21 protein-coding genes are annotated in these 22148 nt (G+C 60.5%); 11 read left to right on the top strand and 10 right to left on the bottom strand.

Annotated elements, in window-relative coordinates; all coding sequences use genetic code 11:
- Positions 1–34: 34 nt before the first annotated feature.
- The gene (locus BM344_RS05155; protein WP_228143628.1) at positions 35–1138 is read left to right on the top strand and encodes an NAD(P)/FAD-dependent oxidoreductase; all 1104 of its coding nucleotides are present in this window, start codon (positions 35–37) and stop codon (positions 1136–1138) included.
- A 179-nt stretch (positions 1139–1317) separates the two neighbouring features.
- Here BM344_RS05155 and BM344_RS05150 read toward each other — a convergent pair whose 3' ends face one another.
- Positions 1318–2061, bottom strand: coding sequence for a ComF family protein (locus BM344_RS05150; RefSeq protein WP_228143645.1), 744 nt, complete (start codon positions 2059–2061; stop codon positions 1318–1320).
- A 41-nt stretch (positions 2062–2102) separates the two neighbouring features.
- On the opposite strand from BM344_RS05150, the gene bioB reads away from it, so the two are divergent.
- The 9 genes from bioB (at position 2103) to BM344_RS05105 (ending at position 11836) form a co-directional block, all read left to right on the top strand.
- Positions 2103–3161, top strand: a complete 1059-nt coding sequence (bioB, locus tag BM344_RS05145) for a biotin synthase BioB (protein WP_091986768.1) — start codon at positions 2103–2105, stop codon at positions 3159–3161.
- Between the two features lie 164 nt (positions 3162–3325).
- On the top strand, positions 3326–4501 hold the full coding sequence (bioF, locus tag BM344_RS05140) for an 8-amino-7-oxononanoate synthase (RefSeq protein ID WP_091990819.1): 1176 nt from the start codon (positions 3326–3328) through the stop codon (positions 4499–4501).
- Positions 4498–5253 (top strand): alpha/beta fold hydrolase, encoded by a 756-nt coding sequence (locus tag BM344_RS05135; RefSeq protein ID WP_091986765.1) that lies wholly within the window; start codon positions 4498–4500, stop codon positions 5251–5253. Before bioF ends, BM344_RS05135 begins: the two co-directional genes overlap by 4 nt.
- Positions 5250–6071, top strand: a complete 822-nt coding sequence (bioC, locus tag BM344_RS05130; protein ID WP_228143555.1) for a malonyl-ACP O-methyltransferase BioC — start codon at positions 5250–5252, stop codon at positions 6069–6071. The genes BM344_RS05135 and bioC overlap by 4 nt, the downstream gene beginning before the upstream one ends.
- 55 nt (positions 6072–6126) lie before the next feature.
- Positions 6127–6819, top strand: coding sequence for a dethiobiotin synthase (bioD, locus tag BM344_RS05125; protein WP_091986759.1), 693 nt, complete (start codon positions 6127–6129; stop codon positions 6817–6819).
- A 51-nt stretch (positions 6820–6870) separates the two neighbouring features.
- Complete coding sequence (locus BM344_RS05120) at positions 6871–7116, top strand: flagellar basal body rod C-terminal domain-containing protein (protein ID WP_091986757.1); 246 nt, start codon at positions 6871–6873, stop codon at positions 7114–7116.
- Positions 7117–7132: 16 nt separating this feature from the next.
- Complete coding sequence (locus tag BM344_RS05115) at positions 7133–7765, top strand: putative metalloprotease CJM1_0395 family protein (protein WP_228143554.1); 633 nt, start codon at positions 7133–7135, stop codon at positions 7763–7765.
- A 271-nt stretch (positions 7766–8036) separates the two neighbouring features.
- Complete coding sequence (locus tag BM344_RS05110) at positions 8037–9836, top strand: acyl-CoA dehydrogenase C-terminal domain-containing protein (RefSeq protein ID WP_091990814.1); 1800 nt, start codon at positions 8037–8039, stop codon at positions 9834–9836.
- Between the two features lie 209 nt (positions 9837–10045).
- Entirely contained in the window at positions 10046–11836 is a 1791-nt protein-coding gene (locus BM344_RS05105) for an acyl-CoA dehydrogenase C-terminal domain-containing protein (protein ID WP_091986754.1), read from the top strand.
- Positions 11837–11942: 106 nt separating this feature from the next.
- On the opposite strand, the gene BM344_RS05100 is transcribed toward BM344_RS05105, so the two are convergent.
- The 5 genes from BM344_RS05100 to leuS form a co-directional block, all read right to left on the bottom strand.
- Positions 11943–12578 (bottom strand): endonuclease, encoded by a 636-nt coding sequence (locus BM344_RS05100; RefSeq protein WP_091986751.1) that lies wholly within the window; start codon positions 12576–12578, stop codon positions 11943–11945.
- 185 nt (positions 12579–12763) lie between these two features.
- Positions 12764–13027 carry a hypothetical protein gene (locus BM344_RS05095; protein WP_091986749.1) on the bottom strand — a complete coding sequence of 88 codons (264 nt, stop codon included), beginning with the start codon at positions 13025–13027 and terminating at the stop codon, positions 12764–12766.
- Positions 13028–13139: 112 nt separating this feature from the next.
- Positions 13140–14147 carry a DNA polymerase III subunit delta gene (holA, locus tag BM344_RS05090; protein WP_091986746.1) on the bottom strand — a complete coding sequence of 336 codons (1008 nt, stop codon included), beginning with the start codon at positions 14145–14147 and terminating at the stop codon, positions 13140–13142.
- Positions 14144–14725, bottom strand: coding sequence for an LPS-assembly lipoprotein LptE (locus BM344_RS05085; protein WP_208603378.1), 582 nt, complete (start codon positions 14723–14725; stop codon positions 14144–14146). Before BM344_RS05085 ends, holA begins: the two co-directional genes overlap by 4 nt.
- Before the next feature lie 7 nt (positions 14726–14732).
- A complete protein-coding gene (gene leuS, locus BM344_RS05080; protein WP_091990811.1) occupies positions 14733–17318 on the bottom strand; it encodes a leucine--tRNA ligase in 2586 nt (861 codons plus the stop codon).
- A gap of 450 nt (positions 17319–17768) precedes the next feature.
- Between leuS and BM344_RS05075 the strand changes: the two genes are divergently transcribed.
- Positions 17769–18317, top strand: a complete 549-nt coding sequence (locus tag BM344_RS05075; protein WP_091986741.1) for a zinc ribbon-containing protein — start codon at positions 17769–17771, stop codon at positions 18315–18317.
- Here BM344_RS05075 and lnt read toward each other — a convergent pair.
- Genes lnt through BM344_RS05055 form a run of 4 tightly spaced genes read right to left on the bottom strand, consistent with a single transcriptional unit; the run spans position 18286 to position 22130 of the window.
- On the bottom strand, positions 18286–19845 hold the full coding sequence (lnt, locus tag BM344_RS05070) for an apolipoprotein N-acyltransferase (protein WP_091986738.1): 1560 nt from the start codon (positions 19843–19845) through the stop codon (positions 18286–18288). The genes BM344_RS05075 and lnt overlap by 32 nt on opposite strands.
- The gene (locus BM344_RS05065; protein ID WP_091986735.1) at positions 19835–20680 is read right to left on the bottom strand and encodes an HlyC/CorC family transporter; all 846 of its coding nucleotides are present in this window, start codon (positions 20678–20680) and stop codon (positions 19835–19837) included. The genes lnt and BM344_RS05065 overlap by 11 nt, the downstream gene beginning before the upstream one ends.
- A complete protein-coding gene (gene ybeY, locus BM344_RS05060) occupies positions 20677–21150 on the bottom strand; it encodes an rRNA maturation RNase YbeY (protein WP_091986734.1) in 474 nt (157 codons plus the stop codon). Before ybeY ends, BM344_RS05065 begins: the two co-directional genes overlap by 4 nt.
- Positions 21147–22130, bottom strand: a complete 984-nt coding sequence (locus tag BM344_RS05055) for a PhoH family protein (protein WP_091986731.1) — start codon at positions 22128–22130, stop codon at positions 21147–21149. Before BM344_RS05055 ends, ybeY begins: the two co-directional genes overlap by 4 nt.
- Between the last annotated feature and the right edge of the window lie 18 nt (positions 22131–22148).

Genomic DNA, 22148 nt, shown 5'->3' with positions numbered 1-22148 from the left:
CATTGGGAGAGGGCAGCAATTGGTGACAGAGGACGTGCTGGAAACAGAAACGGTGGTGATCGGCGCCGGCGTTATCGGCCTGGCCGTGGCCCGGGGGCTCGCCAGAGAGGGGCGGGAGGTGATTGTGCTCGAAAGTGCGAGTCGCTTCGGCGAGGGCATTTCCTCCCGCAACAGCGAAGTCATCCATGCCGGCATCTATTACCCGGCAGGCTCTCTGAAAGCCCGGTTGTGCGTGGACGGTCGCCAGAGGTTGTACGAGTACTGCCAGAGTCATCAGATTCGCCACCAGAAATGCGGTAAATGGATTGTGGCCACTGGTGAGGCACAGGACGCCAGACTCCTTGACATACAGGCCGCAGCAGCGGCCAACGGCGTGGAGCTGGCCCTGATTCCTGCGCAGCGCCTGAAAGAAGAGCTCCCTGACTCAAGCGCCAGTTCCGGACTCTGGTCGTCGGAAACCGGCATCGTCGACAGCCACGGCTTGATGCTTTCCCTGCTCGGTGAACTTGAGGACGCCGGTGGGCAAGTGGCCTACCGTTCCCCGGTGATCGCCGCCGAATCCGACACCAAAGGCCACCGCCTGAAGATCGGCGGCGAAACCCCGCTGGCACTCAAAGCCACAACCGTCATCAACGCCGCCGGCCTGGGCGCCGTTCCCCTGGCTCAGGCCTGGAACGGCTTGCCAGACAGTGCGAAACCCCGGCAATGGCTCGCCCGCGGTGTCTACTTCAGCTACAGCGGTCGCACCCCATTCAACACCCTGATCTACCCGGTCCCTGAACCCGGCGGCCTGGGCGTTCACCTGACCCTCGACCTGGCCGGCCAGGCCCGCTTCGGCCCGGACGTGGAGTGGATCGACAAGGAAGACTACACCGTCGACCCCCTGCGAATGGAAGCCTTCGCAAACGGCATCCGCCAATGGTGGCCCGACCTGGACGCCTCCCGTCTGCAACCGGCCTACGCCGGCATACGCCCCAAACTGGCGGGGCCTGAGGACGGTTTTGCAGACTTCCGGATTGATGGCCCGGAAGAACACGGCGTTCCCGGGTTGGTGAATCTGTTCGGGATCGAATCGCCGGGACTGACATCGTGCCTGGCTATCGCAGACATGGTGAGGGAACGGCTGCGGGGAAACTAACACAGAATTTTGGGCGCTGGTCTGGCAGCCTCCTCCGGGATTGTAGAGGGCCATGGATGGCCCGAAACAAGCGCACAGGGATGTGCTCGTAGCGTATCCCGGAGGAGGCTGCCAGACCGGTGCTTGCTCGGAGTATGGAGGAACAACGTGCTCAGAGTTTGAGGCTTACTGAATGGTGGCTACCCGGGTGTCCGAGCCAAAGCCCACACCTGAATCTCCCGCGCCCCCGCCTCCCGCAACACCGACGCCAACACCCGAACCGTCGCCCCCGTCGTCACCACATCATCCACGATAGCCACCCGCTCCGGCACCTCCGACACCACCTCGAATACCCCCCGAAGATTCGCCAACCGCGCCTCCCGGTTCAGCTCCTGCTGGGCCCGCACCTGCCGAACACGCCGAACCGTATCGCTGGCAACCGGAATGCTCAGGTATCTGCCCAGGGTTTCGGCAATGTCCTGAGCCTGATTGAAGCCTCGCTTCCGGCGTCGCCGGGCGTCCATGGGCGCCGGAATCAGCAGCTCGGGCCGCACCAGGCGTCTGCAGGCCAGTGCCTGCTCCGCAATCCCGGCGAAGTCTTCCATCAACGGCCGGCCGAACTTGCGCTGCCCGTTGTACTTGTAACGACCGATCATGCCGTCCACGGGGTACTGGTAACGCCAGGGCACAAGGGCAATATCAAAAGGTGGTGGGTTTTTGAGGCAGTCCCCGCAAAGCAACTCTGACGACGGGAACGCCAGGGGCAGGGCACAGCAGCGGCAATGCCAATGGTTAACCGGCAGGTCGCCCCGGCAAGGGTCGCATAAACCATTGAAAGCATTGGAGGAAAGGCAGGCAACACAGAGGCCGCCGTGTTTAACGCTGTTAACCTTTCGCTCCATGAAGGTTGACAGCCAGTTCAGTCCCTTTATCATCTCATTCATCCGTAAACCCAGAGACCGGGACAGGTTAACAGGACTTTCTTATGACCGCGACAGAACTCCGCCACGACTGGACACTGCAAGAAGCCCGCGAGCTTTTCGAGCTCCCTTTCAATGACCTTCTGTTCCGTGCCCAGACCGTGCACCGGCAGCACTTCGATCCGAACGAGGTGCAGGTGAGCACCCTGTTGTCGATCAAGACCGGCGCCTGCCCCGAGGATTGCAAGTATTGCCCCCAGAGTGGTCATTACAACACCGGCCTTGAGAAAGAGAAGCTGCTGGAAATCGAAAAGGTGGTGGCAGAGGCCCGCGCCGCCAAAGAGAAAGGCGCCTCCCGGTTTTGCATGGGCGCGGCCTGGCGTAGCCCCTCGAAGAAAGACATGCCCTATGTCCTGGATATGGTAAAGCAGGTCAAGTCACTCGGCCTGGAAACCTGCATGACCCTGGGCATGCTGAAGGAAGAGCAGGCGGTTGAACTGGCCGAGGCCGGCCTGGATTACTACAACCACAACCTGGATACCTCCGAGAAGTATTACAGTCATATTATTACCACTCGAACCTACCAGGATCGTCTGGACACACTGGACAACGTTCGCAAGGCCGGCATGAAGGTTTGCTGTGGCGGCATCATGGGTATGGGTGAAGACGAGGACGATCGTGTTGGCCTTCTGGTGCAGCTGGCGAATCTTCCGCACCACCCCGAGAGCGTGCCTGTGAACATGCTCGTGAAAGTGAAGGGAACTCCCATGGAGAATGTGGAGGATCTGGATCCGTTCGAGTTCATCCGTATCATCGCTGTGGCGCGGATCATGATGCCGGCGTCCCACGTTCGCCTTTCGGCGGGTCGAGAGAACATGAACGAGCAGATGCAGGCATTGTGTTTCATGGCCGGCGCCAACTCCATTTTCTACGGCGAGAAATTGCTCACTACCGCCAACCCGGAAGCGGATGCCGACATGCTGCTGTTCAAGCGGCTGGGTATCCGGCCGGAGCAGCGGGAGCAGTGTGCCTCAGAGGAGCAGGAAGAGGAGGCGATTGCCGAAGCGGTGGAGTATGAGGCGACTCGCCATATGTTCTATGACGCGACTCGAGAATCCGCCTAGAAGGTTTCACCGGTCTCGGGGAAGCGACAAGCGGGTAAGGCTCCCCGGGATACGCTACGAGCACATCCATGTGCGCTTGTTTCGGGCCGTCCCTGGCCCTCTACAATCCCGGGGAGCCTTACCCGCTTGTCGCCCGGGCCTATGAATTGATTTCCAGGTGCACCGTGCGGGACTTTGCTTCAGAACTCGAACAGCGTAAACAGGCCGGCCTGTACCGTACCCGGCGGTTGATTTCCGGACCACAGCAGCCTGCCTTGGTGTCGGACGGCAAGCCGTTGCTGTCGTTCTGCAGTAACGATTATCTCGGCCTTGCCAGTCATTCGGGCAACCTGGACGCGCTTCGTAATGCGCTGCCGGATACCGGCCTGGGGGGCGCGGCCTCCCATCTGATTTGCGGTCATCACGAGGCTCACCACGAGCTGGAACAGAGACTGGCTCGATTCACCGGGCGCAGTTCGGCGCTGTTTTTCTCTACCGGTTATATGGCCAACCTGGGTGTGATTTCTGCCCTGGCCGGCCGCGGCGATACGATTTTTTCCGATCGGCTGAATCATGCCTCGATCATTGACGGCTGCATTCTTAGCCGTGCCCGTGTGCGGCGTTATGCCCATGGTGACGTAGTGGCGTTGGAGGCGATGCTGGCGGAGACGTCGGGCCACAAGCTGGTGGTTACCGACGGGGTGTTTAGCATGGATGGCGATATTGCCCCGTTGGTGGAGCTGGCCCGGGTGTGTCGCGCCCATGATGCTCTGCTGGCGGTGGACGATGCGCACGGAATTGGTGTGCTCGGGCCCCACGGCATGGGCAGTGCGATGGAGGCGGGTTTGTCGGAGCAGGATGTTCCTGTTCTGATTGGCACTCTGGGTAAAGCCGTGGGCACCAGCGGTGCGTTTGTGGCGGGGCCGGAACTGCTGATGGATTACCTGGTGCAGAAGGCCCGCACTTACATCTACACGACGGCGATGCCGCCGGCTCTTGCGAGGGCGACCGTTGCCAGTATCGATCTGATTGAGCGGGACGACGCCCGCCGTGCCCATGTCATGGCACTGGTTGACCGTTTTCGTGCTGAGGCGACCGCCATGGGCTACGAACTGATGCCCTCCAGAACGCCGATCCAGCCTATTATGGTGGGCGGCAATCACCAAGCCCTTGCCCTGAGTCAAGCGCTGGAAGCCAGGGGATTGCTGGTGTCGGCGATTCGGCCCCCAACCGTCCCGGATGGTGAGGCGCGTTTACGGGTTACCTTCAGTGCCGCCCATACCATGGAAGACCTGGAGCAATTGCTGGGCGCCTTGTCGAGTTGCCGCGAGTTGCTGACTCAGGAGGGCGCGGAGGTATGAGTTCTGCCCGGGTGTGCCCGCGACTGATTGTGGTTGGAGGCTGGGGAGTTCCGGTGCAGATGCTGTCGGCCCTTTACGGCTTCTGGCCGGGAGAGGTGGTGCCCGTATCGCTGGATGACGACCTCCTCTCCCGTTGCCACTCGTTATCCGAGGTAACCGATGAGCTGTTGTCGCTTTACCCTCAGCCTTCGGTCTGGATGGGGTGGTCCCTGGGCAGCCAGGTGGCAATGGACGCCGCAGCGCGACAGACCGGTTCGGTATCCTCCGTCATCACCCTGGGCGGTTTTCCTCGGTTCGTGGCAGATGATGACTGGCCGACGGGGATGCCTGCCGGGGATTTCCGGGCCTTCTGCCGGGGAATCAAGCGGGATCCCGATCGGTATTGGCTGCATTTTCTGTTGCTGATGATCAACGGGGCGATTGAAGAGCGTCTGGAGCGGCAAAACCTGAAGCCCTGGCTGGAGTCTGGACCGCAGGTCTCCCGGTCGCTGCTTGCCAGCAGCCTGGACTGGCTTGTGGCCCAGGATCAGCGCGATATCTGGCGATCGGCACCGGTGCCCGTCCTGCATGTCCTGGGCGGGAGAGATGCCGTGGTCAGGCCCTGGGCGGAAGGACGGGATGCTGGCATCCATGGCCGTACGGCCGTTATACCCGGTATGGCCCACTGGCCTGGCGGCTGCTCGGCGTCTGACTGCTGGAGCGCCATTCAGGCTTTCCTGTTGTCGGAGGAGGCGCCGGTATGGGCATCATGAGTGAACCGATCGAAACCCGTCTGGGCGCCTCCCGGACCCGAAAGACGGATATTGCCCGGGGCTTTGGCAACGCCAGCGGCACCTATGAGAGTGCCTCGCGCCTCCAGCGATTCATGGGCAATTCGATGCTGCAGAAGCTTCAGGCAGCAGAACTAGATCTTGCCGAGGGACAGGTCCTGGACCTCGGATGCGGAACCGGCTGGTTCACCCGCAAACTGCAGTCCCTGCAGCCCTCGGCAGAAATCACCGGCATTGACCTGTCGCCTGGTATGATTCGGCAGGCGTCCACAAGCAGTGAAGGCACTATAGACTGGCTGGTGGCTGACGCCGAGCATTTGCCGGTTGCCACTGGCAGTCAGGATCTGGTGTTCAGTAACCTGATGATTCAGTGGTGTGATGACCCCCGCGCGGTGCTGAGGGAATGTCGAAGGGTTCTCCGCCCGGGCGGATGGCTGGTGATGTCCACGCTGCTGGATGGTACGCTCGCCGAGCTGAAATCTGCCTGGCAGACGGCAGATCCCGGGCATCAGCATGTAAACCGGTTTGAAACCGCCAGTGACTTGCAGGCAAAGGTTGAAAACCAGTTACCCGGCGCTGACCTTGCGACCCGCACCATACGTCTGCCCTATGCCTCTCCAATGGCCCTCGCTGCGGAGCTCCGGCATCTTGGTGCCGGATTTCGTGGGGCGGGACGGCGCACGGCCGTGACCGGTCCGGGGCGGTTGCGGGCCATGTGCGGTGCCTACCCCAGAGAAGCGGACGGCACGGTCATGGCGAGCTACGAGGCGGCCTGGATTTATTGGCGTAAACATAGATAGTGCCCCCGCAAGCAGGTGGCGGGAAGGTTTCTGGAAGGTAAGGGCAGGGTTGGACATGGCAAAGAAATCCTATTTTGTGACGGGGACGGACACGGGCGTTGGCAAAACCATGGTGTCGGCAGCCATCCTTCATGCCGCAAGGGGCATGGGTAAGCGCACGCTTGCCATGAAACCGATTGCGTCGGGCTGTGAACGCACCCCGGAGGGTCTACGTAACGAGGACGCGCTGATGCTTCAGGATGCCGTCTCGGAACCGCTCGCCTACGAACTGATCAATCCGGTAGCCCTTGAACCTGCGATCGCGCCTCACGTGGCGGCCGAGCAGGCCGGGCGTCATATCACCGCCGACCGCCTTGTGGGCTACTGCCGGGGATTGCAGATCCGACCGGCGGATCTGCTGCTGGTGGAGGGTGCCGGCGGCTGGCGGGTACCCCTGAACGACCGTGAGACCTACGCGGCATTTCCCAAACTTCTGAATATGCCGGTTATCCTGGTGGTTTCCCTGAAGCTGGGTTGCATCAATCATGCGCTGTTGAGCGCCGAAGCCATCCGCAATGACGGTCTAGCTCTGGCCGGCTGGGTGGCCAACCGAAGTGAGCCCGATCCCATGGCCTGCGAGCAGGACACGCTCAACTATCTGGTCAACCATCTGGGCGCGCCATGCCTCGGTATTCTGCCCTGGATGGAGAACGGAGGTCCGCAGGTGCTGGCCAAGTATCTCAACATCGATGGTCTGTTTGAAAATTGACCAGAGTTGTGGCTTAATTGTGTCAATTAATGGTCATTCGGGGTGGCTGTCATGATCGGTAATACACTCTCCATCGGTATCCAGGGTATCCAGGACGGCATGGTCGGTATGGAGAATGCTGCCCGGAAAATTGCCCGTGGTGGTGTTGACGGCCCCCAAGGCACGGCAGAAGGCGCTGGCAACCTCATCGAGCCAATTGTCGACCTGAAAATCTATGAGCGGAGCGTGGAAGCTTCCGCCCAGGTGGTGAAGACTGCCGACGAAACCCTCGGCACCCTGCTGGATATCATGGCCTGATTCGAGGCCGCAAACGGTGATCCCCTCTCTTTCTCCAGCTTTTCCTTCGGCTGCCCCGGTCATCGTTAACCGGTCGGCTCCCGCGAGCGATCAGGGTTCGTCAGGGACGCCCGGTTCAGCCGACCAGCGTTCCCAAACCGAAAAGTCTTCGAATCCCCGTCAGGAGTTGTCCTCCCGGGCCGGTCGCTCGGCGGCCGATAATGCCCGCGGCCTCACTGAACAGGAACTCAAGCAGCTGTCCGAGCTGAAAGCCCGGGACCGCGAAGTGCGTGCCCATGAATCGGCGCACCAGGCGGTGGGCGGGCAATACGCAGGGTCTGTTTCCTACACGTATCAGCGCGGTCCCGACGGTGCCCAGTATGCAGTGGGCGGTGAGGTGTCCATTGATGTTGCGCCCGTACAGGGCGACCCGCAGGCCACGATCGAGAAGATGCGCGTGGTGCGCGCGGCGGCCCTTGCCCCCGCAGAGCCCTCCGGACAAGACCGCGCGGTGGCCGCCCAGGCCATGCAGCTCATGCTTCAGGCCCAGGCCGAACTTGCTACCGAAAAGGGCGTATCGCGCACGGCCAGTGACGCCTATCGCGACGTGTCACGCCTCGGCGAACAGGAGTCTGAAAAGGCGTCCTCATTCGAGCCCGTTACCGCCTGAATAACGGCGCTGTATAGCTGCTTTTCCCATTCCCATGTATTGCACAGCCCGGACCGGCTATCGGCCTGGAACGCCCAAACCGTGTCTGTTTGGTGACACAACGCAACACAAATTTTGCATACGGCTATTGACAATTCTGTGCCAGTAAACGTATGTTTCAAACAAGTGTTTAATTAAGGCCGCAGTGCGCAGCGTTGCGGTGTCTGAGCAAACCCAAGGCCACAAGCTGTCATACCTGATTCAGCTGAGACCGAAAACCGAGGTGGATTCCATGCCTGAATACAAAGCGCCCCTGCGTGACATCAAATTCGTAATGAACGAGCTGCTGAACAGCGAGCAGCACTACGCCAATCTGGAAGGCGCTGAAGACGCAACTCCGGATATGGTGGATGCCATCATTGCGGAAGGTGCCAAGTTCTGCGAGCAGGTTCTGTCTCCGCTGAATCAGGTGGGTGACAAGGAAGGCTGTACCTGGAGCGAAGACGGTGTAAAAACCCCGACCGGCTTCAAAGAGGCCTACCAGCAGTACGTGGAAGGCGGCTGGCCGTCCATGACAGCAGATCCGAACTACGGCGGCCAGGGTCTGCCGCACTCCCTGGGCCTGGTCATGAGCGAAATGGTCGGTACCGCCAACTGGTCCTGGGGCATGTACCCGGGCCTGAGTCACGGCGCCACCAACACCATCGAGGCCCATGGCACCGAGGAGCAGAAGCAGACCTACCTCACCAAACTGATCAGCGGTGAGTGGACCGGTACCATGTGTCTGACCGAACCGCACTGTGGCTCCGACCTGGGTACCTTGCGCACCAAGGCCGAGCCCAATGCCGACGGCACCTACGCCATCACCGGCACCAAGATCTTCATTTCCGCCGGTGAGCACGACATGGCCGAGAACATCGTCCACATCGTGCTGGCACGTCTGCCGGGCGCGCCGGAAGGAACCAAGGGCATTTCCCTGTTCATCGTGCCCAAGTGCCTGCCGAACGAAGACGGCTCCGCCGGTGAGCGCAACGCAGTGTCCTGCGGCTCCATCGAGCACAAGATGGGTATCCACGGTAACGCCACCTGCGTGATGAACTTCGACGGCGCCAAGGGCTGGCTGATCGGGCCGGAGAACAAGGGCCTGAACTGCATGTTCACCTTCATGAACACTGCCCGTATCGGTACCGCGATCCAGGGTCTGGGCGCGGCCGAGCTGGGCTTCCAGGGCTCCCTGGCCTACGCCAAAGAGCGTCTGGCGATGCGTTCCCTGAGCGGTCCGAAGAATCCGGAAGGCATTGCCGACCCGATCATCGTGCACCCGGACGTGCGTCGCATGCTGCTGACCCAGAAGGCCGTAGCCGAAGGCGCCCGCGCCCTGATCTACCTGACCGCGCAGCAGGCCGACATTGTTCACAGCGGCAAGACCGACGAAGAGCGTCGTGCAGCGGACGAGGCACTGGGCTTCCTGACCCCGATCGCCAAGGCGTTCCTGACCGAAATCGGTTATGAGGCAGCCAACCTGGGCATGCAGGTGTTCGGTGGCCACGGCTTCATCGCCGAGTGGGGCATGGAGCAGAACGTTCGTGACGCCCGTATCGGCATGATCTATGAAGGCACCACCGGCATCCAGGCGCTGGATCTGTTGGGTCGTAAGGTCCTGATGACCCAGGGCGAGTCCCTGCGCGGCTTCACCAAGCAGGTGCACCTGTTCTGCAAGGAAAACGCCGAAAACGAACAGTTGAAGGAGTTTATCGAGCCGCTGGCCGCCATGAACAAGGAGTGGGGCGAGCTGACCACCAAGATCGGTATGTCGGCCATGAAGAACCGCGAAGAAGTGGGCGCCGCTTCTGTAGACTACCTGATGTACTCCGGCTATGCCGTGTTTGCCTACCTGTGGGCCCGTATGGCCAAGGTGGCGCTGGACCGGATGGTTGAGGGCACCTCCGAGGAGATGTTCTACAACGCCAAGGTGCAGACCGCGCGCTTCTACTTCAAGCGTATGCTGCCGAAGGCCCGGGGCCACGCAGAGAGCATGCTGGCCGGCGCTGACAGTCTGATGGATATGCCAGAGGAAGCCTTCGCCATCTAAGGCGCGGGCACCGAAGGACCGTTCAGAAGGACAGAAAGCCCGCGCTCTCCGGAGGCGGGCTTTCTTCATGAGTTAGGGTTCGCTTTTAGGGTAGAATGGGCGCCCATAAAAATAATCTTCAGCGGACACATAGCGCGAACAGGTGCCATCGGTTGCACAGCGATCGAAGGGGCACCTGAACTGACTGACAGAATTTTTGGAGAGTTTCGATGGCTGATTATCAGGCACCCCTGCGTGACATGCGCTTCGTTCTTAATGAGGTATTCGATGCCCCGGCATTGTGGGCCTCTCTGCCCAAGGTTGCCGAGAATGTTGACCCGGAAACCGCCGATGCCATTCTTGAAGAAGCCGGCAAGATCAGTGGCGGCGTGCTGGCGCCCCTGAACCGTGAAGGTGATGAGCAGGGCTGCAAATGGAACGACGGTGAAGTGACCACCCCGGAGGGCTTCAAGGAAGCCTACCAGACCATCCTGGAAGGTGGCTGGAACGGGCTGGGCGGCAACCCCGAGTTTGGTGGTATGGGTATGCCCAAGACTCTGGTAGCCCAGTTTGAGGAAATGATGCAGGGCGCCAACATGGCCTTTGGCCTGGCTCCCATGCTGACCGCCGGCGCCTGCCTTGCTCTGGATGCCCATGGCAGCCAGGAGCTGAAGGAAAAATACCTGCCCAACATGTACTCCGGCGTCTGGTCCGGTGCCATGGACCTGACCGAGCCGCACGCGGGCACCGACCTGGGCATCATCCGCACCAAGGCCGAGCCCAACAGCGACGGTTCCTTCAACGTCACCGGTACCAAGATCTTCATCACCTGGGGCGAGCACGACATGGCGGAGAACATTATCCACCTGGTGCTGGCCAAGCTGCCGGACGCACCCAAGGGGCCGAAGGGGATCTCCCTGTTCCTGGTGCCCAAGTTCCTGGTAAACGAGGATGGCAGCCTCGGTGAGCGCAACAGCTTCAGCTGCGGCTCCATCGAGAAGAAGATGGGCATCAAGGGCTCCGCCACCTGCGTCATGAACTTCGATGGTGCCAAGGGTTGGCTCGTGGGCGAGGAAAACAAGGGCCTCGCCGCCATGTTCACCATGATGAACTACGAGCGTCTGGGTGTTGGCATCCAGGGCATTGGCGCCGCGGAAGCCTCCCTGCAGAGCGCCCGGGAGTACGCCCTGGACCGTATCCAGAGCCGTGCGCCGACCGGTGCCCAACAGCCCGAGAAAGCCGCGGATCCGATCCTGGTGCATCCGGATGTGCGGCGCATGCTGCTGACCATGAAGAGTTATGTAGAAGGCGGTCGTGCCTTCTCCACATACGTGGCCCAGTGGCTGGATATTTCCAAGTACGCCGAGGATGACGAACGCCGCAAGCACGCAGAGGGCATGGTGGCGCTGCTGACGCCGGTGGCCAAGGCCTTCCTGACGGATCGCGGTCTGGAGACCTGTATCCTTGGGCAGCAGGTGTTCGGCGGTCACGGCTTTATCCGCGAGTGGGGCCAGGAGCAGCTGGTTCGGGACTGTCGTATCACCCAGATCTACGAGGGTACCAACGGTATCCAGGCGCTGGACCTGATGGGCCGAAAGGTGGTTGGTAGCCAGGGCAAGCTGTACGAGCTGTTTGCCCAGGACGTGGCCAACTTCCTGGAGGAAAACAGTGGCAATGAGTTCCTGCGTCCGTTCCTGGAGCCGCTGGCGGCGGCGGTGGAGCGTCTGGACGACGTAACCGAACACGTCATCAAGCAGGCCGGGGACAACCCCAACGCCATCGGTGCCGCCTCTGTGGACTACCTCGACTTGTTCGGTCTGACAGCACTTGGCTACATGTGGGCGAAGATGGTGAAAGCGGCGGCTCCCCAGGCCGAATCGGACACCTCCGGGTTCTACAGTGGCAAGCTCAAGACAGCGCGGTTCTACTTCGACCGCCTGTTACCGAAAACTGTCTCTCTCGCGGAAGGTATCCGCAGTGGCAGTGAGTCCATGATGGCGCTGACCGCCGAAGAGTTCTAAGGTTGAGCACAGAACTCTGACGCAAAAAAAACAGGCCCTCGGGCCTGTTTTTTTGTCTGACCGTTATATCCTCCTGCCTCTGGATGGCGCGCCGGAAGCCGGTTGCTCAGAGTTGTTCCATGCGCCCGGGATCGGTAATGAACGGGTTGTCGTTGCCCTGGATCTCGGCGATTCGACGGTGGCGAGTCAGCTCGCCGTCATCGGGAGGGTCCAGTCGGTTCCAGCCCTTGAACAGGGCGGTGGAGCCGAGCCAGGGCAGGTCGTAGGTATCGACCATGTAGGCAACGGTGCGGGCGACATCACCCTTTACCCGAACCGGTGGCTCGAAGAACTGTGCGCTCTGGCGAATGCCGCATTCATCGGGCTTCGCGCCTTCACCCAGATCCTCATACCGTGCGTTACGCCGGCCCATTTCAGTACGGCTGCGTACCGGAATCATGTTATGGAGATCCGAGGCAATCTGCCGGTAACGGTTGTCCTGCTCGCACTGCCGTGACGTTCCGCAGTTCAGGGCGCTGCGCACGTCGGCCAGCGGGTAAACATAACCGTCAGTGAGAACGAAACCTTTGCTGGTGAACGCCTGGTCGCAGAAGAACGACCGGCCACCGGCCGCGTAAAGGTTGCCCCAGAAGTGCTCGGAAACCACCGTTTCGGGATCGCTGAACCGGATGTTCTGGCCAATCACCAGTGTGGTGGTCAGCAGCAGGGTGAGTGTTGTGAGAAGCAGTAAGATTCGTTTCATACGCCTTTTATACCTCGCAGTGTGCACAAGCGCCCTGGCATATAGGGCCTTACTGGTCACAATCTGATCAGGGGTCAAAACTATGACGCTTTGTTCACCAATACTGTGAAGTATGACACAGAGACTCCGAGGCATAGAGTCTCTGTGGTAGAGATTTGTGGCGTAGTGTTAACGAGTTAACAGTTTTACTTCAGTTTGTTGCGAATGTTCTGATACCCGGTTTTAAGATCCTCGCCGAGCTTTTTTGCCGTCTGGCGGGCCTCCTGCGATGCGTCTTCCGCATCGTGCAACACCTGGTCAATCTTGGTCCGGAAACGATCCCAGTCCTGTTCAAGATCATCCCATTCGTCCTTTACGTCTTCCCGGGCCAGATGTAGCTGGACCCGCGCTTCGTCCCGGTACTGTTTCACCTTTTCCGACAGCTTTTTGAGTTCTTCCTGCAGACTCATTGCATGCACCTCCTTGGAGTGTTGGTCCGATTACAATGCAGCCAATTGCAAAAAACTGTCAAGGGGGAGTATGGGCCACAGGGAGCGCCATATGAAGGGAGTTTGATCCAGGTCAGGAACGGGCAGCCAGCAAGGCGGCCATATCCCGCAGGTAATGCCAGGGCGGCAACGGATCGAAGCCTTTGGCGGCCCGGTCAATCTGACTGCAGAGGGCTATAGCTTCGTGCAATTGCCTGAGGTTCAACCGGCGCGAGGCCTGCTCGAGAGCACGTGCCCGCTGGGGCTGGAAAACGCCGCGTTTCTTAAGAAATGCCGCCGGATTGTCGGCCTGGTTGGCCGGAGACTTCATTTCCAGCAGCAGGTTGAGGTCGCGGCCAAGGACCGTCAGCAGACCCAGCGGATTTTCGCCTTCCTGCTGCAGCACGGTGATCATCTTACTGGCGTGAGGGGCACGACCGCTGATCAGTTCGGTCACCAGCTCGAAACCGTTGAAGCGGGAGCTGTCCTGCACCGCCTGCTCGACTGTTTCCTCATCAATGGTGGTGCCGTTGGCCAGCAACGAAAGTCTGTCGAGTTCCTGGCTGGCCGCCAGCAGGTTGCCTTCGAGGCGCTCGGCCATGATTGCCAGGGCACCACGGGTAAGATTCAGGCCCTGGTTGGCGGCCCGTTGCTGCAGCCAGCCCTGAAACTTGTCGGCATCCACCGGCCAGACCGGCACATGCACACCCTTGCCCTGCAGTTCCTTGTACCACTTGCGGCGGGTTTCGGCGGCATCCAGGCGGGCGCTGATCAGCATCAGGATAATGTCTTCCGGCGGGTCCTGAAGTACCTGCTCGAGGACGGAGCGGCCGTCGCCCAACTTGCCGGTGGGCAGGTGGATTTCAATCCGCCGTTTTTCCGCGAACAGAGACATGGCGCTGAACTCGTCGGCGACGGCGTTCCAGTCCAGTTGATGGTCTGCGTGAAAGGTCAGCCGATCTTGGAAGCCGGCTTCCCGGGCCGCCTTGCGAACCAGATCGCAGGACTCCTGCACCAGCAGAGGCTCGTCTCCGGACACAAGGTAGACCGGCGCCAGGCCCTTTTTCAGCAGTTGTGGTAACTGGGCCGGCGTGGTCTTCATGGCTCGCCCGGGGTTGCAGTGCTCTTGTCCTGGCTGCTCTGGTAGTCCTGACGGATGGCTTCTATGCGATCCGAGGTCAACGGGGCAAGGCGGAAGATGATCTGTTGCGCCAGACGGTCGTCCATCTGCTGACGGAGGGTTTCCTCTTCACGCTGCTTGGCCAGCACGTTGGTTTCGTCGTAACGGTAGCTCTCGGTGGTATTGAGCTCTGTGGTTGCCACCAGGGGAACGCCGTCTGCGCTGACAACTTCCAGATCCACGGCGTGGCGCAGAGTGTATTCTGCGGCAGCGGCCTGGGCCGTGATGGCCGAGGCGCGCCGGTCTGATTCAAAATCGCTCAGTCGAAGCACGAAGTCGGCGGCCTCGCGATCGGTGAGCTCCACCTGCCCCAGTGTAAGCTGTTCCCGCACCGACTGGCACAGGGTGTCGGGAACATTGGAGGCGCAGATTACGGCCAGGGGCTGCAAGGCGGAGGAGACCGGGGGCGCACCACGGAGCTGGAAGCCACAGCCGGCTATCAGCATCGAGAGAGCCCCGGCCAGGGCCAGGCCTTTTATCGGGCCAGTCGAGCCTTGCATTGGCATATCAGTTGGCCACCACGTTCACCAGCTTGCCAGGAACGACAATCACCTTGCGCACGGTCGCACCTTCGATGAAGCGCATCACGTTCTCGTTCTCGAGCGCAAGCTTCTCCAGATCGGACTTGCTGATATCCGCAGGCACATCCTCCTTGGCCCGAACCTTGCCGTTTACCTGCAGAACCACCTGAATCTGGCTGCGCACCATGGCGCTCTCATCGGACGTCGGCCAATTCGCGTCCACGACCGGCTCGTCGTGGCCAAGGACCTGCCAGAGGGTGTGACAGATGTGCGGAACAATGGGCGACAGTACCAGAACGGCGGTATCCAGAGCCTCCTGACGAACCGCAAGGGTTTGCGGCTCGTCGCCCTGAAGCTTGCTGACGTCGTTCAGCAACTCCATCACTGCGGCGATGGCGGTGTTGAAGGTCAGGCGGCGGCTAATGTCATCACTTACCTTGGCAATGGTTTCGTGGGTCTTGCGACGCAGGTCTTTCTGGGCGTCGTTCAGTGCGCCGGTGTCCAGAGCCGGGGCGCCGCCGGCGGCGGCGTGCTCATTCACCAGGCGCCAGAGGCGTTTCAGGAACCGGTGGGCACCTTCTACGCCGCTGTCAGACCATTCAAGGGACTGCTCGGGCGGGGCGGCAAACATCATGAACAGACGCACCGTGTCGGCGCCGTGCTGGTCGATAATCGCCTGAGGATCAATGCCGTTGTTCTTGGACTTGGACATCTTGGTCACGCCCCCGGACACCACCGGTTCGCCGTCGCCCTTGTGCAGGGCGCGAATGGGCTGCCCTTTCTCGTCGCGCTCCACGGTGACATCGGCAGGGGAGATCCACACCTTGCCACCCTTGTCGTCCTCGCGATAAAAGGTCTCGGCCAGCACCATGCCCTGGCAGAGCAGGCGGTTGAACGGCTCGGAGCTGGTCACCAGCCCCACGTCCCGCAGCAGTTTGTGGAAGAAGCGAGCGTAGAGCAGGTGCAGGATCGCGTGCTCAATACCACCGATGTACTGGTCCACTGGCAGCCAGTAGTTGGCGGCAGCCGGGTCCAGCATGCCCTTGTCGTAATTGGGGCTGCAGAACCGGGCGTAGTACCAAGACGATTCCATGAAGGTATCGAAGGTGTCGGTTTCCAGAGAGGCCGGTTGACCGTTGAACTCGGTCTTGCACCACTCCGGGTCGGCCTTGATGGGGGACTGCACGCCGTCCATCTGCACGTCCTCAGGCAGGCGCACCGGCAGTTTGTCATCGGGTACCGGCATCTCGGTGCCGTCTTCCAGGGTCATCATCGGAATGGGTGCGCCCCAGTAACGCTGGCGGGAAACGCCCCAGTCGCGCAGGCGGTAATTCACCGTGCGCTTGCCAATGTTCTGGCTCTCAAGGTAACCGGCAATTTCCTCGAAGGCTTCGTCGCTGCTCAGGCCGCTGTATTTGCCGGACGATACCAGGATGCCCTTTTCAGTGAAGGCCTTTTCCTGAACATCAATCTCGCGACCGTCGCTGGCCGCGATTACCTGCTTGATCGGCAGCTTGTACTTGCGCGCAAATTCATGGTCACGTTCGTCGTGGCCGGGTACCGCCATCAGGGCACCGGTGCCATAATCCATCAATACAAAATTCGCCACCCAGACCGGAATCTCTTCCTGGGTGAGTGGATGAACCGCCTTGAAGCCAGTATCGATACCGCGCTTCTCCATGGTGGCCAGCTCCGCCTCGGCCACCTTGCTGTTACGGCACTCGTCCACAAAATCGGCGACATCGCGGTGGCGCTTGGCGGCTTCTTTCGCCAGAGGGTGTTCGGCGGCCACGGCCATGTAACTCACACCCATCAGAGTGTCCGGGCGGGTGGTGTAGACGGTCAGGCCGGTATCGCGGTCCTTGAGCGGGAAGGTCAGTTCGGTGCCCACGGACTTGCCAATCCAGTTGCGCTGCATGGTCTTGACCTGCTCCGGCCAGTCCTCCAGGGCGTCCAGATCGTTCAGCAACTCCTCGGCGTAATCGGTGATTCGGATAAACCACTGGGGAATCTTCTTCTGCTCCACCAGCGCCCCGGAGCGCCAGCCCCGGCCGTCGACCACCTGCTCGTTGGCAAGCACGGTCTGGTCGACCGGGTCCCAGTTCACCGTGGACATCTTCTTGTACACCAGCCCTTTCTCATACAGGCGGGCGAAGAACCACTGCTCCCAGCGATAGTAATCTGGCTTACAGGTCGCCAGCTCCCGATCCCAGTCGTAGCCAAAGCCCAGCTGTTTGAGCTGGTTTTTCATGTACTCGATATTGGCGTAGGTCCACTTGGCAGGGGCGGTCTTGTTGGCAATGGCGGCATTCTCGGCAGGCAGGCCGAAGGCATCCCAACCCATGGGCTGCATCACGTTCTTGCCCTGCATGCGCTGGTAACGGGAAATCACATCGCCAATGGTGTAATTGCGGACGTGGCCCATGTGTAGCTTGCCGCTGGGGTAGGGGAACATGGACAGGCAGTAGTACTTGGGTTTGCCCGGCTCTTCTCGAACCGCAAATGTCTTGTTCTTCTCCCAGAAATCGCGGGCATTCTGTTCTACATCACGGGGGGAGTATTGCTCGTCCATTCCTGCCATTACCAAAGTTACCCTGTATCAAAATGATGTTCGGAGCGGCCGGACATTCTAACGCACACGAGCGTTTACAGGTAGTCTGCCAATTTTCCCTTCTTGTGCCAGACTCTGTGATATGGGGGAAGCGCCGGTGGTGGATGTCTCCCCGGGACACGCCGTAAATACGTCCCTGTAGGCTTGATCGCAGCATCCCTGCTGCTCACAGTCCCGGGGAGACATCCACCACCAGCGCCCGAGCATTGTCAGTGCCGTCAGAGCGTCTTATTCGGACGTCGGGGAGGCGGGGTTCGGGCCGACTTTCCGGGACTGTCTGCAGCATGGATGCTGCAGTCAAGCGTACAGGGACGTATTCACAGCGTGTCCCGGAAAGTCGGCCCGAACCGCGGCTCCTCCACCTCAGCCCGGTACCAGTGGGTAAGCCCGAATGGGCAATAAGGAGTCAACATGACAGAACCGGAAAGAAGCCATCTCTCAGGTAAGGCCCTGGAAGTGTATGACCGCATGCTGGAGCGTGTGCAGACGCGGCTGCGGGAGTTCGAGAACGCCTCATTGCAGACCCTGGAGGACGAGGTCCAAAAGGCTGTGGAGTTCGAGTACGAACTGGAGGAGATGACCCGGGAAGAAGCCGACCTGCTCGGCGAATACCTCAAGCGGGATCTGGAGCACCTGCTGCACTTCGTGGATGAAACCGGCGAGGGGCTGAAGGAGTGGCTACAGCTCGATATTGCTCTGCTTGAGCATCAACTGGCGGACAGTCTGTTCTCCATTGCCGACAAAACCCTAGTGGACACACTTGAGCTGAGACAAAAGTTGGAGAACAAAGAGGTGGGCCAATACATCTCCGGTGAGGTAGCCACAGCGGGCATGTTCCAGTGCCTGAACTGCGGGCACATGCGCTGCCTCACTGCAACCAGCCACCTGGAGCCCTGTGAGGCCTGCGGCTCCCATTACTATGAACGGGTTACGAGCCGCTGGCCGAAACAGGAGGAATAACCCGCTCGCGCACGAAGACGATAAGGATTACCGCGAGGGTCAGCACTGGCCAGGAGCCGGTCTGCATGTAGGGCGTGCTGCCGCTGGCGGTGAACACCTCACCCGTAAGCGTGGCTCGCTCAAACTGCGGGATGGTCTCCGTTAGCTGGCCCCGATGGTTGATAATGGCGGTCACGCCATTGTTGGTGCCACGGACCATGTAACGACCGGTTTCCAGCGCGCGCATCCGGGCGATCTGCAGGTGCTGCAGCGGCCCGATGGAATCGCCGAACCAGCCGTCGTTGCTGATGGTCAGCAGCAGGCCCGAGCCCCGGGCGTTGAAGGCCACGAAATCCGGGTAGGCCACCTCATAGCAGATGAACGGCATCACGTTCACACTGTTGGCCGTGAGCGGATCCTGCCATTCGGGGCCACGGCTGAAGTCGCTCATGGGCAGGTCGAAGAAACCAATCAGTCCCCGCAGTACGCTCTGCAGCGGCACATACTCTCCGAAAGGCACCAGCTTCTGCTTGTGGTACATGCCCTCGCCGTTGCCAATGGCCATGATGCTGTTGTGGAATGTAAAGTCCTCAATGCGGTCGCTGAAACCGTACCAGGGAATACCGGTGATCAGGGTGCTGTTCTCGCCGAGCTGTTCATCAATGTGATCAATGATCTTGCCCGCCTGGTCCTGGGGAATCGGGATGGCGGTTTCCGGCCACAGAATCAGGTCGGTGTCCCAGTGATCCTCGGTCATGCCCAGGTAGGTGACGATCTGGTCTTTCAGGAACTCCGGGTCCCATTTGATCTGCTGGGGGATGTTGCCCTGCATGGCCGCGAAGCTGGTCGGCTCCGAGGCCAGCTCGGTCCACTGGATGCGGTTCATGGCGGGGGCTACCAGCCAGGGAATCAGCGCCACGACGACCGTGATGCCCGCAGCCACGGGCCGCCGCTCCCGAATCAGCCACCAGGCACCGTAGAGCGCTGCGCCGGAAACCGTAATCCAGAAGGTGATCCCGTGCACGCCAGTCAGCGGGGCGAGGCCAGCCAGTGGACCGTCGGTGTGGGCTGTGCCCAGGTAGAGCCAGGGGAAACCGGTCAGCAACCAGCCACGCAGCCAGTCACCGAGAATCCAGATGGCCGGGAACAGAATGAGGCGGCGAACCGGGTTATCCTTCGCCAGTTTTCCCCAGAACCAGAATGCCAGGCCGTGGAACAGGGCCAGCCCGGCCACAAAGATCACCGTCAGCAGGACGGCAATAGGGATTGCGGTGTTGCCGTGTTCACTGATGCTGACGTAGACCCAGCTGGCGCCGCTGGCGAACAGCCCCAGCCCGGTCAACCAGCCCGCCCGGAAGAGCCTTTCCCGGGCCTGCGGGACGGTTACCAGCAGAATCAGCAGAATGGAGACAGGCCCCAGCCACCAATGGTGAAAGGGCGAAAAGGTCAACGTCTGCAGGGCGCCGGCCACCAGCAGGGTGGCGGCGGCCAGCCATCGGTTTGACGAGAAACGTGTGCTCAGAGCGTGGCTGCGGGCTTCACTGTTCACTGCGGGTTACCTGCAGCAGACGGATAACACGGTTGTCAGCATTGGCAATGGCAAAATTCAAACCGCCAAACTCCACCGACTCGCCCCGTCTGGGCAGGTGTCCGAATTCCTTGAGTACCAGGCCGCCGATGGTGTCGAACTCCTCCTCATCGAGCTCGGTCTCGAAAAACTCGTTGAAGTCATCAATCGGAGTTACCGCTTTGACGGCATAACTGCCATCACCCCGGGCCTTGATATTGGTTTCTTCGTCGAAATCGTGTTCGTCCTCAATTTCGCCGACAATCTGTTCGAGCACGTCCTCAATGGTAATCAGACCGGCCGTGCCGCCGTACTCATCCACCACGATGGCCATGTGGTTGCGGTTTTCCTTGAACTCCTTGAGCAGCTGGTTCAGACGCTTGCTCTCGGGCACGAAGTTGGGTGGTCGCAGGATCTCGCGGATGCGGTTCCAGTTCAGGTCGTTGTTCAGGGCGAGGGGGAGCAGATCTTTGGCGAGCAGGATGCCGATCACATCATCCTGACTGTCGCCAATCACCGGGAAACGGCTGTGCGCGGATTCCATGATCTCTCCCAGGAATTCCTTCGGCTCCTGGGAGGCTTTGACGGTAACCATCTGCGAGCGGGGAATCATGATTTCATCCACCCGCATGTCGATCACCTGCATCGCACCTTCAATAATGCTCATTGCATCGGTGTCGATGATGTTCTGGGACTCGGCGTCCCGCAGGATTTCCAGCACGTCCTCGACGGACTCAGGCCCGCTGGAAAAGGCCTGTGATATACGATCCAGCCAGGACTTGTTGCCCTGACTGCGACTCGACTGATCGTCGCTCATGAGTCTTTTTCCGTTTCCTCTGCTTCGTAGGGGTTGCCATAACCAAGCTGCGCCAGCAGCCGGATTTCGAGGGCTTCCATGACCTCGGCATCTGTATCGTCAATGTGGTCGTAGCCCTGCAGGTGCAGCATGCCGTGAATGACCATGTGGGCCCAGTGGGCCTCCAGGGTTTTATGCTGCTCCCGGGCCTCGTTTTCCACGACCGGTGCGCAAATCACCAGATCGCCTGCCAATGGCACCGTTATACCGGGTGGCGCCTCAAATGGGAAGGACAACACGTTGGTCGGGTAGTCCTTGCCCCGGTATTGATGGTTCAGCGCCTGGCTCTCTTCAGACCCGACAATACGGATCGTCACCTCGGACGGATCCTCCCCCTGCCACGCCAGCTGCGCCCAGTCACGAACGCGCTCTTCACGGGGCACGCCCCGGCCCTCGAACACAGGCTGGAAATCAACCGTCAGATTGCTCATTGGCCTGTCGCACTTGAGTCGTCAAACGAATCGTAGGCCTCCACGATCCGCTGAACCAGCGGATGGCGCACTACGTCCTTGGCCTCAAACCGGGTAAAGCCGATGCCCGGTACCTTGCTGAGCACGGTGGCCGCATGAATCAACCCCGAATTCTGCCCCCGGGGCAGGTCCACCTGGGTGGTGTCACCAGTGATCACCGCCGTGGAACCGAAGCCGATCCGGGTCAGGAACATCTTCATCTGCTCCCGGGTAGTGTTCTGGCTTTCGTCCAGAATGATGAACGCATTATTCAGGGTTCGCCCACGCATGAACGCCAGGGGCGCAATCTCGATCACACTCTTCTCGATCAGCCGGGTGACCTGGTCAAAACCGAGCATCTCGTAGAGCGCGTCGTACAGCGGCCGCAGGTATGGGTCCACCTTCTGGGCCAGATCCCCGGGCAGGAACCCCAGCTTCTCCCCGGCCTCCACCGCCGGACGAACCAGCAGGATCCGCTTTACCTGCTCGTCTTTCAGCGCTTCCACTGCGCAGGCCACCGCCAGCCAGGTTTTGCCGGTACCTGCGGGGCCAATGCCGAAGTTGATGTCGTGGGTGCGGATGTTGTGCACATACTTCTGCTGGTTCACGCCCCGCGGCTTGGCGGTCAGCTTTGGCGTCTTGATCACGGTGACTGCGCCGTTGTAGGGCACATCCTCGGGCAGGCGCTCGAAGCCGGTTTCCCGAATGAACAGATGCACCGTGTCTGGCGGAATGTCGTCCGTGGCCTCGGTTTCCCGATACAGGTGACGAATCACCTCCACGGCAGCGGCCACATGCTCGGTTTCCCCTTCCACCCGGAAATGATGGCCCCGACGGCCGACCTTCACCTGAAGGCGTTTCTCGATCATCTTCAGGTTGTCATCAAACTGTCCACACAACGTCGCCAGCCGCCGCTGGTCCACCGGGTGCAGGTCAAATTGTCTGTGATCGTTGGCGTTCAAAAGTGCTCCGTTTTCGTT

The sequence above is a fragment of the Marinobacter gudaonensis genome (assembly GCF_900115175.1).
Lineage (GTDB): Bacteria > Pseudomonadota > Gammaproteobacteria > Pseudomonadales > Oleiphilaceae > Marinobacter > Marinobacter gudaonensis.
Note: the sequence above shows the minus strand (reverse complement) of the source record. Positions and strands in the feature narration are given on the sequence as shown.

What these genes read in the sequence shown, in the direction of transcription:
- BM344_RS05085 (WP_208603378.1), bottom strand. Translation starts at nt 14,725, where the DNA reads ATGCAAGGCTCGACTGGCCCGATAAAAGGCCTGGCCCTGGCCGGGGCT.
- BM344_RS05105 (WP_091986754.1), top strand. Translation starts at nt 10,046, where the DNA reads ATGGCTGATTATCAGGCACCCCTGCGTGACATGCGCTTCGTTCTTAAT.
- bioB (WP_091986768.1), top strand. Translation starts at nt 2,103, where the DNA reads ATGACCGCGACAGAACTCCGCCACGACTGGACACTGCAAGAAGCCCGC.
- bioC (WP_228143555.1), top strand. Translation starts at nt 5,250, where the DNA reads ATGAGTGAACCGATCGAAACCCGTCTGGGCGCCTCCCGGACCCGAAAG.
- BM344_RS05110 (WP_091990814.1), top strand. Translation starts at nt 8,037, where the DNA reads ATGCCTGAATACAAAGCGCCCCTGCGTGACATCAAATTCGTAATGAAC.
- BM344_RS05065 (WP_091986735.1), bottom strand. Translation starts at nt 20,680, where the DNA reads ATGAGCGACGATCAGTCGAGTCGCAGTCAGGGCAACAAGTCCTGGCTG.
- BM344_RS05095 (WP_091986749.1), bottom strand. Translation starts at nt 13,027, where the DNA reads ATGAGTCTGCAGGAAGAACTCAAAAAGCTGTCGGAAAAGGTGAAACAG.
- BM344_RS05135 (WP_091986765.1), top strand. Translation starts at nt 4,498, where the DNA reads ATGAGTTCTGCCCGGGTGTGCCCGCGACTGATTGTGGTTGGAGGCTGG.
- BM344_RS05120 (WP_091986757.1), top strand. Translation starts at nt 6,871, where the DNA reads ATGATCGGTAATACACTCTCCATCGGTATCCAGGGTATCCAGGACGGC.
- holA (WP_091986746.1), bottom strand. Translation starts at nt 14,147, where the DNA reads ATGAAGACCACGCCGGCCCAGTTACCACAACTGCTGAAAAAGGGCCTG.
- bioD (WP_091986759.1), top strand. Translation starts at nt 6,127, where the DNA reads ATGGCAAAGAAATCCTATTTTGTGACGGGGACGGACACGGGCGTTGGC.
- BM344_RS05100 (WP_091986751.1), bottom strand. Translation starts at nt 12,578, where the DNA reads ATGAAACGAATCTTACTGCTTCTCACAACACTCACCCTGCTGCTGACC.
- leuS (WP_091990811.1), bottom strand. Translation starts at nt 17,318, where the DNA reads ATGGACGAGCAATACTCCCCCCGTGATGTAGAACAGAATGCCCGCGAT.
- BM344_RS05075 (WP_091986741.1), top strand. Translation starts at nt 17,769, where the DNA reads ATGACAGAACCGGAAAGAAGCCATCTCTCAGGTAAGGCCCTGGAAGTG.
- ybeY (WP_091986734.1), bottom strand. Translation starts at nt 21,150, where the DNA reads ATGAGCAATCTGACGGTTGATTTCCAGCCTGTGTTCGAGGGCCGGGGC.
- BM344_RS05150 (WP_228143645.1), bottom strand. Translation starts at nt 2,061, where the DNA reads ATGAATGAGATGATAAAGGGACTGAACTGGCTGTCAACCTTCATGGAG.